This is a genomic window from Rossellomorea aquimaris (assembly GCF_003315075.1).
Taxonomy (GTDB): domain Bacteria; phylum Bacillota; class Bacilli; order Bacillales; family Bacillaceae_B; genus Rossellomorea; species Rossellomorea aquimaris_C.
In genome coordinates this window covers 63,857-78,363 of the sequence record NZ_QNRJ01000014.1, presented here as the reverse complement: position 1 = coordinate 78,363, position 14,507 = coordinate 63,857, and the positions used below count along the sequence as shown (strand labels likewise).

Below are 14,507 nucleotides of genomic sequence, written 5' to 3'. Positions count from 1 at the left end.
TACTCTATTTCTCCCTGCCATGTTGATCGACCTCCGTGTTATTTACTTAACTATAACACTAAAGTATCATACGACATCTATCCTAACAGAGGGGGTGATCTAATAAGGTGATATATGCATCTCTTATATTGTTATAAATGTCTAATGCTGTAGCTTCATCGTATGTATGCGGGGTCCGATTGCGGTCTTCCAGCATTTTTAGCCAGAGTTCACCATCTTCTATAAGCCCTTCTTTGAATGCCGTTTTTATTGTACTTCTAGGACTTGAGATATCGGTTACACCGTTATATTCTAGATAAGATTTCATAAGCTTCCAGGACAGTTCATAAGTGAACTCGAAGCGTTGAATGGTGGCGTCGATCACAATATCATCCTTTTCGGGGTCCCTTGAAAGGCTTTCCTTCAATTTAGAAAGGGCCCTGCCAAGGTCCTCCATTTTTGCCGCCAATTTGTTCATATTGTCCACCACTTTCCCATCAGGATTTGTTGTAAAGATCGCAATGCCTTCTTTGTCTATGAATTCTTTTAACACCTTATTGGTGATTTTATGATAATCCATCACATCAAGGGTATAAATGATATTTGTTTCTGATAATTCATCCATAATATGAACCAGCTTCTCATTCTCTTGCTTAAAGAGAATTGCGAGGTCAATATCGGAAATTTGCTTATAGTCACCCCTTGCTCTTGAACCGAACAAAATGACTTTATCTATAATGTCAGAGTAATGTTTAAACGTGTTGATAAGCATATAAAAGCTATCATTAGGTAAGCCGTACAAGTGTTTTTCTTTCATCAAAACAAAGTACCTCCCTATCTGTTATTCCGTATTCTTTTATTATAGAGGATGGGGGGTTAGGGAAGGTGGTTGGTTAAATGGGTTATGGTAATCGGGGACGGATCCAATTTGACTTTTTGTATTAATATGGAAAAAAAGGTCCTTGCTGACTAGAGCCGTATGATTGTTTTAGTTTTAGATCGTTTGGATCAACTTCTGAGATCAAATTGTCCCACCTCTGCCAAAGGGAAATCCACTTAAGTATTGCATCAGTAAGAGCTACTGGTTGCGGACAGTTGAGCCACCTAATGCGGATGAGAAAGCCACCAAGTGCGGGAGTGTAGTGCCACTTAATTTACCTACAGTGGATGTAAGTAAGACGATTATTCAAGCAGAAATCCGCCCTGGCCATTTTGAAATAATAGATGGAAATCATCTTCAGGACCGGTTCAAAAGCGAAATGTAGAAAACGTGAACTATTTCCTCACCGTGACAAGGTATATCCATCAAAACCCTGTAAAAGCAGGCATCGTGTCTAAACCCAATCACTGGAAATGGAGCAGCTGCCTCAGATATTACGGTGAATCTGTTTATCCCCCGTCTCTCCTTGATGCCCACTACCTTTTAAACATGTTCTCTCCCGATCGATCGAATGCCGAAGAGAGGTTCAAAGAATTTAATGAACGGAGCAATCAAGACATTTGCCTGGAGGACCATGGTGATTCCACTTTAAGGCTATCGGATGACGAAGCGCGGGAGGAAATCAGGAAGTGCCTTGGTCGATTGGAAATCCCCCAAGTGAAGTGTTTGCCGAATATGGAGAGGGATAAAGTGTTGAAGCGGGTGAAGAGGATTGACGGGGTTTCCCAGATGCAGGCGGCGAGGATCTTGGGTGTGGCGGTTTATTTTTTGTGTAGGGTGAAGGGGTAGAGTTGGGACCGTCCCTGGTCTACCTTTTCTATTAAACTATTTTCAAAAAAATTCGTTATAACATGAAATTAAAAAGCGGACCTGCATCGTACACAACATTGTGTGTGATGCAGGTCTTTTTTTAGTGGTTATTTATTCTTTATCAAAAAACGCAATTGAAATTTTAATCCTTTTCTAGAATTTATTTACTATTAAAACCGGGATAATGATAATATTAAATAGTCCAAAAGTAACTGTTATAAAAGAGAAGAACTACTAATTATCTGATGGGGGAATTATTATGCACAAACAAACTTTAAGAAAAAAGTGGATAGCAAAGCTATTAATCTTGCTCCTACTCCTAACCACAGTGCCGACGATAGGCAATACTGCTTTGGCTACGAGTGAAGACTATCTGTACTTCTCAAGCGATACAATCTTATCTGCCATAGAGACGGTTGATAAAACGATGGTAATCTCACCGAATGTCACGTTAACGATACAATCCGGTGCAGACTACGTGATTAATGGGAATGTGATTATTTATGGAGAATTAAAGAACAGCGGCAAGCTTACCGTGAATGGTGAAATTTATGCCAATAATTATAATAATTTTATGTTTGGTGACTCTTCGAATCCGGCTGGTAAGCTGACTAATTCAGGAAGCTTGAAAGTACAGTCGTTAAAGGTCACAACCAATTACCCTGATCCACAGCTCGATTATAAAAGTCCTGAGGATCAGTCAACTGTTGGTAGTAGTAGTATCAATGTGACCGGTGTTTCTTTTCCCGGCTTACCTTATGATGTAAGTGGTCCCTTAAATGGAGGGGGAGCATTAGTCAAAGAGGATGGTATTTTTGATGAGCGCATTGTGTTACAAGAGGGACCGAATGAGATTACGGGGACAGTCACAGACCCTTTTGGGAATACAACCACAAAGATCATGACGATCAATTATGAGGAACTGAGGGATACGAAAGCCCCGGTTGTAGAGGGAACGACTCCTTCTGCAGGTGCGTCCAATGTTCCGCTTGATGCAGACATCAGCATTAAATACAATGAACCGATACAAGAAGGCACTCATTATTTTGATATTTTCATAGATGATGAAGAAGGACAATTAATGTCGTCTACCAGGGTTGAGAACAATACGTTATTCATTAAACCGGAAAACGGTTTGAAATATGGAACGACTTATACGGTCAGGGTTTTTCCGAATGGCGTAATGGATATGAGTGGGAATAGCCCGGATGAATTGTATATGTTCAGTTTCACTACCGTGAAAGACATGACACCACCTGAAGCTCCTCGTGTAAATGAGATCACAGATCAGGCGACTTCGTTGACCGGTACTGCGGAAGTGGATTCGACCATCAAGGTGAAAACGGCTGGAAATGTAATTGGCACAGGAAAAGTGGGTTCAGAAGGAACGTATCGGGTAACGATTCCAAAGCAGAAAGCGGGGACATTGTTAGAAGTAACGGCCACCGATCAGGCAGGGAATAGCAGCCAGGTCACCCAGGTGACCGTGATAGATGCAACGGCTCCTATGGCTCCGGTTGTAGATGCTGTAACGGATCAGTCCACGAGTGTAACTGGAAAAGCCGAAGTGGATTCAATGATCAAGGTAAAGACCGGGGGCACTGAAATCGGCAAGGCAAAAGTGAGCTCTGGCGGAAGTTATCATGTAACGATTCCAAAGCAGAAGGCAGGGACCCTTTTAGAAGTAACCTCTACTGACCAAGCGGGTAATGAGAGCGTGGTCACAAAGGTGACGGTGAAAGATATTACTGGACCATCTACTCCAGTGGTGAATGAGGTCACAGATCAATCCACATCTGTAACAGGAAAGTCCGAGGCTGGCTCTGTTATCTCGGTAAGAACCGGGGGAAGTGAGATTGGAACGGGTAAAACGAACTCCGAAGGGACCTTTGCTGTAACGATTTCAAAGCAGCAGGCAGGGAAAGTCCTGGAAGTAACGGCCGTGGATCAGGCAGGAAATAAAAGTGACGTCACCAAGGTCACCGTAAAGGATAGAACGGCTCCACCGGCTCCAAGTGTAGAGGCAGTGACGGATGGATCGACTACCGTAACCGGAAAAGCGGAAAAGGCTTCGACGATCAAGGTGAGAGTCGATGGAAATGAAATCGGCACCGCTGCGACGGATTCAGCAGGGATCTATCGTGTTTCGATCCCTAAGCAGCAGGCAGGAAAAGTGCTGGAGGTAATTGCGATAGACGAGGCAGGGAATAAAAGTGAGGCTGGGTACGTGACGGTAAAAGATGGAACACTTCCATCTGCCCCAGAAGTAAATAAAATCACGGATCAAACGACGATTGTGACAGGCAGCGCAGAAGAAGGCTCAACCGTTACATTGAAAGCCGGCAACTTCACGGTTGGAACGGGGACAGCCTCCGATACTGGCACGTTTGAGATTCCAATCTCTCTTCAGCCAGTTGGTGCGGTCATAACGGTGACTTCAACAGATGAATCCGGACTGGTGAGTATAGCAACGAGAGTGACGGTTGTTGACGGAAGCGATGTTCCCGACCCGGAAGTGGCTCCTCTGACAGACCTTTCATCAAAGGTGACCGGAGACTGCCATTGTTACAAAGTGAAAGTGAAGAAGGGTGATACCGTGTTAGGCGAAGGAACGCCTGGTGAGGATGGTCGTTTTAGCATCCCAATCGATCGACAGCAAGCAGGGACCGAGGTGACCGTTTATGCCATCGATACGGCTACGGGAAACACGAGTTATAAGAAGGTAACGGTGAAATTAAGTGCTCCAACGGTTAATGACGTCACCGATCAAAGCACACAAGTCACTGGTAAAGCGAAAGCCGGAGAAATGATCAGAGTGAAAGTAAACGGCACTGAAGTTGGAAAGAGTGAAACGAAGGCCGATGGAAGCTTTATGGTGGCCATTTCGAAGCTTGCAGCAAGCAGCACGGTCGAGGTGACCGCCACTGATCAGCGTGGAAATGTAAGTGAAACGGTAAAGCTATCCGTGAAAGACGTGACAGCACCTGTCATCCCTACTGTGGATACGATTACGAATCAATCATTAAATGTAAGAGGCAAAACAGAACCTGGAGTACGTGTTAAGGTGATGGTGGGAAGCGGTACAAGCCCAATTGGAGAAGGGACTTCTAAGAACGATGGAAGCTTTGATGTCGAAATTCCGGCATATCCAACTCCCGGGGAACGATTCTATGTGACCGCTACCGACACTTTTGGAAATACAAGTAAATCACCCTATGTGACTGCCGTAGAAAGTGTTAAACGACTGTCGGGAATCAACCGTTATTCAACAGCTGTCGAAATTTCGAAGCAAGGATGGAAAACGGCCGACACGGTGATCATTGCACGTGGTGATTCGTTTCCGGATGCTTTAGCAGGTACGCCTCTTGCCTATAAATTAGATGCACCTATTTTATTAACAACGAAAGATTCTTTGTCACTTGAAACGAAAGCGCAATTAAAGAATCTTAAACCTAAAAAGGTCATCATCCTTGGAGGGAAGAATGCCATTGCACCGGAAACGGAGAATCAAATCAAAGAAGTCGTTTCAAATGTCCGCCGTATTTCAGGTAATGACCGATTCGAAACGGCGCAATTGATTGCAAAGGAATTAGGTGGTAACCCGGCGAAGGCGATCCTGGCTTACGGCCATAACTTCCCGGATGCCCTGGCCGTCGCTTCTTATGCCGCGCGTAACGGCTATCCGATAGTGTTGAGCAATAAAGATAGCTTACCTTCCTCATCCAAAGCTATTCTAAATGGAAAAGCGGAAGTTATTGTCGTAGGTGGAGAAGGAGTGATTAGCAACAAGGTCACTGCGAATGTAAAAGGAGTAAAGCGTATCTCAGGAGCAAACCGTTTTGAGACCTCTGTTAATCTAGTCAAACAACTAGGATTAAAAACCGATCAAGTATTTGTCGCAAATGGACACGGATTTGCAGACGCCCTGACAGGCTCGGTCCTAGCTGCAAAGAAAGACGCGCCATTACTACTTGTTAACCAGAACAACATACCTAAGGAGACGTATAAGCTTGTGAAAGAAGGCAGGATTGATCATTATACGGTTCTTGGTGGGAAAGGTGCGGTTAGTGGGAGTGTTGTGGATACGTTGGGAAGGATTAGAAGGTAGGGAATATAGGTTGTTTCATAAGGAAATTAGTGATTTTGGGGGTTAAATGGGGACGGATCTGACTCGACTTTTTTCATTAATATGGAAAAAAGGTGCTTGCTGACTAGAGCCGTATGGTTGTTTTAACGTTGCAATCGTTTTGATCAACTTCTGACATCAAATGTCCCACCTATGCCAAAGGGAAGTCCACTTAAGTATTGCATCAGGAAAAGCCACTGGTTGCGGACAGTTGAGCCATCTAATGCGGTTGAGAAAGCCACCAAGTGCGGGAGATAGAGCCGCTTAATGTGTAACAGGTAGCCAGTTGTCTAAGTTTTTTTGTAGGCATCGAAATCTGATTTCCGATGGTTAATGAGTTACCGGCCACTGATTGATAACATGGCTTGCTACACACAGTACATGTTGGTCTAAATCATCGGTATCTTATCTGGCCATCTTATTTACCACAGTACGACAGATGTTAATCGAGCCAGGGGTCAGACCTCCACCCAATGATTAACAGCAGTAGGTAGATGAAAAAGTAATATAGGAGTGAAAGATTTTTCAATTAAACTATTTATAAAATATTCTTTAAAGCATGTTAATTAAAAAGAAGACCTGCATCGCACTCAAGGCCCTGTGCGATGCAGGTTTTTTTAATGATGAATTTCCTATATATTAATCTCCTTGATTATGTACCGTGATAGATTTCATTTATGTCCATAGCCATTTTATTATGTTCATCATTGGATATATCTTTTTACATCATAGCTTCAATCACCTCGAAAACATATATACTTATGTATTTTTATCCATCGAAACTAAAGGGTGGGTATATATACCTATTTTAAATTTGGTAATTCCACCTAAAATAATCATTAATTGGTATAATAGTTATATAAAAACCATAAGGGGAGAAATTCATGGCTAAGACAGACTTACAAAGGGAATTTCATCAATTGATCACGGAAATTAGCAAGGAGGTCCTTGAACTATCAGTGACCAAAACAATGGAGAAATCGGCTGATTCGATGAAAAAGAATGTTCCGGCTATTTCCAATAATGTTGAACAATTAAGGAGGGCACTAGAGAATCTACATGCTGTAAATTCAGAGTTGACCAAACATCAGGTAGAACAGAACAAGCGTGAGCAACGGGTTGATCATCAATTGAAGAATATAGTTCAAAAGATAGAAAAAGACTTACACCTCTCGAATGATGTACAGGAGAGCATGAATAGTTTCAGAGTAGAGACGGAAAGAAGATTTGACCAGCAAGAGAACGCTGTTCAAAGTGTAAAGGAGACAGCTCAGCAGCATTCCAGCTCTCTCAGCAATCAAGTGAGTGAATTACATACTCTGACTGAGGGTGGTGTCATAACAGGTGGAAAATCTCATAAGCTACTAGTCTGGTCATTTGTATTTTCGCTTGGTTCTCTCGGAATCATGCTCGCTCTTCTTTTAATCACATTAGGCGTTATATCGGTTTAAGGGGGGCTATACATGAGTGAGGTTCAACTAAAAGAACGGAGGAATGCTCTCAGCGGCTTTGAGCATTATACTTCTATTATGAGGCAACTTGAACGTAAACGGGAAGAGCGGCTGGATGATGTGGTCAGAAAACAATTGAATCATTATCGAGGCCTGTCGGATGATTTTCGCAGTGACTTAAGTGAGATACACGAAGACAGACCAAATAAAACGGGGCGCTTATTATCTTTCTTAGAAGATTACAATACAAGGTATAAAAGCTTGATCAAAGGTCTGGACGAATCCTTCATGCTTTTTGTCGTCGGGACCGGGAAATATGGGAAGTCGACTCTTATCAATGCTTTACTGGAGACTGAAGCGGCAGAAGTGGGTGTTCTTCCAAAAACATGGAAAATCGATATATACCGGAAAGACATTCCTGTTGACCAAGTGCTCATTAAGCACAGGGATAACAAGGAACAAAAGGTCAGTGTTGAACAAGCTAAAATCATCATTAAGGTTGAAGAGAAAAGACGTTCTGATTCTGAACGGATTGTAAATGAAAAATTGAAAGAATATAAGAATAAGGTTTCCAGCTTCGAAGCATTTAAAGAATTAAAGCTAAAGCTTGAACGTGAGGAAATCTATAACTCGGATATTGTAGAAATGCACTGGGGAATGAAAGAAGCACCTATATTAGAGAACTTTTATGTGGTGGATACACCCGGGTTGACACAGCGCATAATGGGAGAAGTCCGAACCAATGTTCAGGATTACTATCACAAGGCTGACGGAGTACTTTGGATGCTCGATGCAACCTCTATTGCCGCCAGCAATGCAAAGAAGCTCGTCCAGGACTTGGAAGAGAGCTTGGCAAAAGTCGGAGGAAAACATCAGCAGAATATCATTGCCGTGCTGAACCGAATCGACCTTGTCTACGCAAATCAGGGAGAAGACGGGGTGAAACGGGTATTGGCGGATGCAGAAGACATTTATAAAGGATTCTTCCGAGCAATCGTCCCGTTTTCCGCTACTCAGGCCTTCAAGGGGGCTGTTTCAAAAAACGAGCAGATGTTTGCAGTAAGTGGTATGAAAATCCTTATGGAGGAGATTCAACATGCCTTTTATAAAAATGCAAAGAGCATACAATGCAATAAGAAGAAAGAATCATGTTCTACTTATAACAATCAGGTTTCTGCGACGGTCATCCAATATACCGACCATTTAGGAAGGGACATGGCAAAGTATCGGGAGGAAATGAAGAAAGTTGATGAGCAGGTGAAAAAGGAATGCCAAAAGCAGGTGAACTATGCGAAAGCACAATTGAACAGCTACCGGAAAAGGGTGGAAGAGAACATCAGGTATCAGGTGGAAACATTCATCAATATAAAGGATTCCCATGCTCAAAAAGAGTTTGTCAATGAAGAAATCTTTGAAACAGAGAGACTGGTCAGCATGATTAAGGATTTGCAAAACGAAGCATCGTCAGCATTTTCCAAGCTCGCGGAAAACTACATCAACAAAATCTATTTTACCGAATATCCAAATCTGAAGAAGCAAAACTCCACCGGCCTGCAGAAAGATATCGCTTTCCAAATAAACATCGGTCGTGATAATGCAGAGGAAGATCTCATTACATATGGTTCAGGTGTGGCAGCAGGATTAGTTGCCTCCCTCTTCCTTGGACCGCTCGGGTTGATTGTCGGGGGAATTGTCAGCTGGTTCGCCAAACAGGGAATCCGGGATAAAGTGAGGAACAGCCTAACAGAAGAGTTGAATAGCATGATCAAAGATCTTACAAAAAAAGTCTCATCCAGCATTTTTACGATGAAAGAAGACGCCTATAATGAAATCATTTCTTCTACAACAAATTCTTTCATTGAAGTGTACAGCTTTGATCACCTTACAAACCTCAAAAAGGGTGAAAAGGAGGTGGGTAATGTCCTCTCTGAAGGCTATAAGCTGATAGAAGATATTTCTAAACCGACCCCTGATTATTATCCAGCTTTAAAAGAGTACTTACTATAATGAAGTAGAGGAAGGGGAAGAAGAGTGGAAATCATGAATCGACTGCAGTCTTTACAACAAATCTTTAAACAGTCACCGTTAATCACATTATCAAAAGAACTTCCAAGCCATTCAGAGCTGATCCGCCAGCTTAAGTCGTTTCGACGGGAACATGACATCCTTACGGAGAAGTGTTATACACCGCTGAAGGTTGTGTTGATGGGAGAAGTAAAAGCAGGGAAGTCGACGCTTTTGAATACGTTTGCTGGTGATGCCGTATCTCCTACAAATGTGACAGAGGCGACAGCCTGCATCATAGAGGTAAAACACGCCTCAGAACCGAGGGGCTTGATTGAAAGAAAAGCGGGAGAAAATTTAGAGGGCACGCCGGAAGAAATATACGGAATTTTAGGTAAAAATAGAGGGAATCAGGATTTCTTTGGTGATGTATCTGTCGTGAATCTGGAATTTCCTCTTCCAGATTTAAAGAAGGTTCATCTGGTGGATACGCCGGGTCTTGCCACCATCACTTCCAATAACGAACAAACGACACTGGATTATATCCAGAATTCAGATGTAGTATTGTGGGTATTCAGTGCCCATCACCTTGGTCAATGGGATATAGAAGAACAATTAGCGAATGTGAAATCATTCGGTAAACCGATCATAGCGGTCATTAATCGCTTGGATGAGATTGATGGAACACCTGAAGAGCTTGAAGGCTTTGTGGAAGAACATTTGGGCTTCTTTGTGGAGGAGACGTTTGCTGTTTCTGCTTATCAGGCATTTGAAGGAATCCGGACCCGTGACGAATCCTTGCTTTCAAAATCTAGATACCCACAACTGTTGACCTATCTGGAAGAAAATATTGAAAAACATACCGAACATGTCCAGGAACAAAGTATCACAAGCTCAATGAAAGCCTTGGCTGAGAAAGAGAGAATCCAGCATCAAATGGTTGCAGATACGACCGATTTCCTTCTTCAATCTATGGAGCGAAGAAAACAGGAGATTACGTATCATAATGAAGCCATCAAGAAAAAAGTGAAACACGAGCTTCAAAGCTGGATTGCTATTAAATTTTTAGATGAAGAAAAGCGAGAAGTCATGCGTCTTGTAGAAGAGCTTGGAATGATGTCGGGCAAGTCGACCTATGATTCGATTTCAGAACGTGTAAACCGATTTGTATCCAGTGATTACATCACGGGCATTCTTGAGAAGAAATTCTCTGAAATCAATGAATTGTTTTATCGGGAGTGGAACGAGGCGATTCGTGACATCGGTGAAAAAATGACAATGGAAGAGGACGAGTTTAGGAAGGACCAGGAACGAAACTATCAAAATCAGGACATTTCCTTGAATCTGTATCTTCCAAAAGGAGAAAATGAACTAAAAGACGGGGCAGTTAAAGGGGCTACGATTGGGGGAGCTTACGGGTTTGCGGCAGCCACCTATGCAGCGGTGTTAGGTCCGTCTGCAGCCGGAATCACAATGGGTTCGGCACTAGCTGCGGTTATGCCGCCGGTACTAATTATTGGTGCAGTGACTGGTATAGCGGCAAAACTTGTTTTCGGAAATAAAAAGAAGAAAGAATATACGCTAGAAGTAAGAAAAGCGTTGGATGAAGTGAAAACGAACGTTTCGGATGTTTTCCTGCCAAACATGCAAAATCAGCTCGACTCCGAAAGCAACCGGATCGCTCATAACTTATATGAAAAGCTATGCTCATTCATGTCGCAGGGTTGGACTGAGAAAGAACTGATTCAACTGCAGCAAGACTTGCAGGGCTACACTCATACTCTCTACAAATGGGATCACGAATCCGAACCTGCAGCAGTTGGAAGGACGAATCGATAAACACGGGACTGGGCAATTTCGTTATTTGTATAGACAATTTTCAGGGAAGAGTCTCTTAAAGAACAATGTTAGTTCTTGAAGAGCTTTTCCCTTTTTTTTATTTTGTCACAAAAAAAGGTAAAAGAGGAAAACAAAAGATAATACTTGGAAGTTACGTGATAAAATAGACCTAACAAATGCAAAGGAATGAGAGATGAAATGGTTATATTCAGAGAACTGGGGAAGATGGCGAACACAGTGGTTGGTGGAACAGCCAAGAGCGGTGTGAAGCTGGTCAGTAAAGCGATTTCCATAAAAAATGAAAAGGTTGGAAATTATATCGATGAACTCGGGAACAGTGTGATTGACGCTTCAAAAGCTGCAGTTGATTCAGCGAGCCAATTTGCAGATGGGGCGGTAAGGACTGGGTACGGAGCATGGAAGAAGAATGAAGGCATGAAACAGCAGGGGTGGAACGACATAAAGGATTCCTCGGGGCGGACGATTAGAGGAATCGGAAGCAGTGTGAAGGATACCTTCCATAATGGTAAGACCGTGGTGACTGGAATCCGGACAAATGATAAGGATCAGCTTGTGTCAGGTTTGAAAAACCTTGGGAAGGTTGCGGCAGTCACCACATTTGCTGTCGGTGTGATCGATATCGTTGACGGACCGGATTTTGCAGGAGCAGAGGGGATTGAAACTCGAAACGATCATTTTCTAGGAATGGAGCATCCAGAGACAGGTGTGCAGTTTGAAATGAAAGCCGTCGAACTTCCCAGAGGTGATGTAGTAGAAGGAACGTTCCCGGTCTTTGAATCGAAATTTAGTGTGGTACTCACGGAAGAGGTATATCTGAATAGTGATTCGTTCCATTTCTCGGTAGCAAACGAAACCCTCTATGAATCCATCCGTCAGAATCCCCAGTTAGCAAATGAATTGGGACTCACGTCAGAAGAAATAGAGGGGTTGACCCGTAACATCACTCCTGAAGGTTACGTCTGGCATCATAGCGAAGAGCCGGGAATCCTGCAGTTGGTCGACGAAGAAATTCATCACAACACAGGACACACAGGGGGCAGGGAATTATGGGGCGGTGGTGCAGACCATCGTTAGGTTAAATGGGTGGTTAAATGAGGACGGATCCGATTTGACTTTTTTCATTAATATGGAAATTTTACTTTCTATCTGACTACAGCCATACGATTGTTCCACCGTTGCCATCTTTTTGTTCCGCTTATGCCATCGAATGGTTCCATCTACGCCAAAGAGAAGTCCACTTAAGTCGTACTCTTTGTAAGAGCCAGAAGCGGAGGACAGTTGATCCGCCTATTGCGGATGAAGAAGCCACCAAGTGCGGAAGATAGAGCGACTTAATGTGTGAAAAGGAGCCAGTTTTTTTGAATAGTGGTGCAACTCATCGGCACCTTCACCATATTATTTACCACGTACGCCAGGGAATTTACCAGGTAACGTCAACACGTTTACCATTGTGAATATAAAAACGCCTTTCCTGTTTAAACAGAAAAGGCGTTTTATGGTTTCGTAGGACGCTCAGGTATAGATTCAGTTAGTCTTTGACTTCTAAAGCGGTTAGCCGAATGAGAACCGTTCCTGATAAACCATTAATTTTTACTATTGATGATATTTTCAACCACTTCATCGTTAATGCCCATTAACCCATATGTGGTTTCCATAAAGAATTGTTCATGTTCCTTTCCTTCTTTTAGATATTGAAACACAGGGACAAGCTGGAAGAAATGACGATTAGATTGAGATGATAGATCAAAATCAGCTTCAATTGTAAATGTATCTCCTGCATCTATAACTATCTCAGAATCTAGCGGTTTCTCATTTAACAGGATATTCTTATACGTAATTGCTTTATTAGGATTATAAAGCTTCTTTATAGTTATAGGTTTATTGGTATTATTTTTAAATGTACCATTGAAAGTGGTGTTAGGATAAGAGGCATTATAACTTCCCTCTGCAATAATGTCTTGATTATCGCCATTTGGTTTTACCATTACCGTAAATTCACCAATTTTATGTACTTCTGGTTCTCCTTCTTTAAAGAACAAGGAAATTTCCGAAACTGTTTCAATTCCTTCGGTAGCACCTGGACTAATGTTTACCAGCAGGTTACCAATGCGCTTCTGGTTCTCTATTTGATCCCCTTTAGCAACCTCAAAGTCCTTTACTTTGAATAAGCCTTTACCATTAAATGAAACACTCACTAAATCGTCTAGCTTAGAGTTCTTACCTTTTTCAACATAAACTAAATTGAAAACCTTAATTTGTGTTTCATCAGTAAATACCACATCTCCTCTCCATTTTCCAAAATGGATTTCAGATGCTTTTGGAGGCAGAACCTCATCTTCAGTAGAAGCTGTAGAACTTTCTCCAGATAAAAAGCTATATGCTACAAAAGATGCTATAAGGACAATGGTTAAAGTTATTAATACCCAACTCGTTCTTGATTTCATGAGTTATCTGCCTCCAATAATTGTTTATCTGTATACTACACGCAGGTACTGGTCCCTAGTTGGTTCATAAGCGTAATGATAGCTAGTATGAACTACTGCACCACCCATTTTCTCTTGATACTTAACATAGTACTTATTGAAATCTCCGTATAAAGCTAATCTGTTGTCTCTAGAAGGATCCGCTGGAATAGAAATGGTTACAGAATAGCTTTTTGAATATGAACCAGAAAGTCCAAGTTGTACCTTAATTGTATCTTTTATTGTAGCATCAGCACTACCTGATACGGTTAGAGAAGTAGTTGTCGTTGAACTCCATCTGTAGTTATCTGCACCTTGCCAAGTACTGGTTAGATATTTTACGAATTTATAAACTTCACCATAGCTTGAGATCTTCGTTGCATGTCTTGAGAAATTTACACATGCGATACAATCCGGCTCTACAGCTGCATCGGGACCTATTGCCTTATCGATTGAAACTTTTTCCTGCGCTTCAGTTGCTGTCACCTTTACTTGTTCACCAAGTTCAACTGATTGCCCATCAATTACATCAGTTTCTACACTTGATCCCGAACTTGCAAAAGCGGCATTACCTGTAAATAGCATTGCAATAAAAAAAACCGTACCCAACATCTTAAGTATTTTTCTCACTTGATTCTCCTCTTTTCTATATAATTATTTGATGTTTCTTAAAACTTTCCTCCTTTCCTTTAGTTATATATATTGTATAATACAAAAAATTCTGGCGATTACTCCGTTTCCAGTTATTTCATTCGTAATAGTCAATAAAAGATTCTATATTCACGAGTTTTAAGCAAATAATATAAAGATACTTATGTAAAAAAATATTCCGAACATTCACCTTTTCTAACAGTCTTTGGTATTGAAGACATTTA

10 protein-coding genes are annotated in these 14,507 nt (G+C 41.9%); 7 read left to right on the top strand and 3 right to left on the bottom strand.

Features of this window, described 5'->3' with window-relative positions; translation table 11 throughout:
• Positions 1 to 82: 82 nt before the first annotated feature.
• Positions 83 to 796, bottom strand: coding sequence for an HI0074 family nucleotidyltransferase substrate-binding subunit (locus DET59_RS15835; RefSeq protein ID WP_113970593.1), 714 nt, complete (start codon positions 794 to 796; stop codon positions 83 to 85).
• A gap of 268 nt (positions 797 to 1,064) precedes the next feature.
• Here DET59_RS15835 and DET59_RS15830 point away from each other — a divergent pair, with 268 nt between their 5' ends.
• The 7 genes from DET59_RS15830 to DET59_RS15800 all read left to right on the top strand — a co-directional run bounded on the left by DET59_RS15830 (position 1,065) and on the right by DET59_RS15800 (position 12,244).
• Complete coding sequence (locus tag DET59_RS15830) at positions 1,065 to 1,244, top strand: hypothetical protein (RefSeq protein WP_113970591.1); 180 nt, start codon at positions 1,065 to 1,067, stop codon at positions 1,242 to 1,244.
• A 65-nt stretch (positions 1,245 to 1,309) separates the two neighbouring features.
• Entirely contained in the window at positions 1,310 to 1,708 is a 399-nt protein-coding gene (locus tag DET59_RS15825; protein ID WP_113970590.1) for a hypothetical protein, read from the top strand.
• Positions 1,709 to 1,988: 280 nt separating this feature from the next.
• Entirely contained in the window at positions 1,989 to 5,837 is a 3,849-nt protein-coding gene (locus tag DET59_RS15820; protein ID WP_113970589.1) for an Ig-like domain-containing protein, read from the top strand.
• Between the two features lie 902 nt (positions 5,838 to 6,739).
• On the top strand, positions 6,740 to 7,306 hold the full coding sequence (locus tag DET59_RS15815; protein ID WP_113970588.1) for a hypothetical protein: 567 nt from the start codon (positions 6,740 to 6,742) through the stop codon (positions 7,304 to 7,306).
• Positions 7,307 to 7,318: 12 nt separating this feature from the next.
• Entirely contained in the window at positions 7,319 to 9,313 is a 1,995-nt protein-coding gene (locus DET59_RS15810) for a dynamin family protein (protein WP_113970587.1), read from the top strand.
• Between the two features lie 33 nt (positions 9,314 to 9,346).
• On the top strand, positions 9,347 to 11,149 hold the full coding sequence (locus tag DET59_RS15805) for a dynamin family protein (RefSeq protein ID WP_258549702.1): 1,803 nt from the start codon (positions 9,347 to 9,349) through the stop codon (positions 11,147 to 11,149).
• A 198-nt stretch (positions 11,150 to 11,347) separates the two neighbouring features.
• On the top strand, positions 11,348 to 12,244 hold the full coding sequence (locus DET59_RS15800) for an HNH endonuclease (protein WP_181778199.1): 897 nt from the start codon (positions 11,348 to 11,350) through the stop codon (positions 12,242 to 12,244).
• Positions 12,245 to 12,753: 509 nt separating this feature from the next.
• Here the strand turns inward: DET59_RS15800 and DET59_RS15795 are convergent.
• Positions 12,754 to 13,614, bottom strand: a complete 861-nt coding sequence (locus DET59_RS15795) for a hypothetical protein (RefSeq protein ID WP_113970584.1) — start codon at positions 13,612 to 13,614, stop codon at positions 12,754 to 12,756.
• 24 nt (positions 13,615 to 13,638) lie between these two features.
• Positions 13,639 to 14,262 carry a hypothetical protein gene (locus tag DET59_RS15790; protein WP_113970583.1) on the bottom strand — a complete coding sequence of 208 codons (624 nt, stop codon included), beginning with the start codon at positions 14,260 to 14,262 and terminating at the stop codon, positions 13,639 to 13,641.
• Positions 14,263 to 14,507 lie beyond the last annotated feature (245 nt).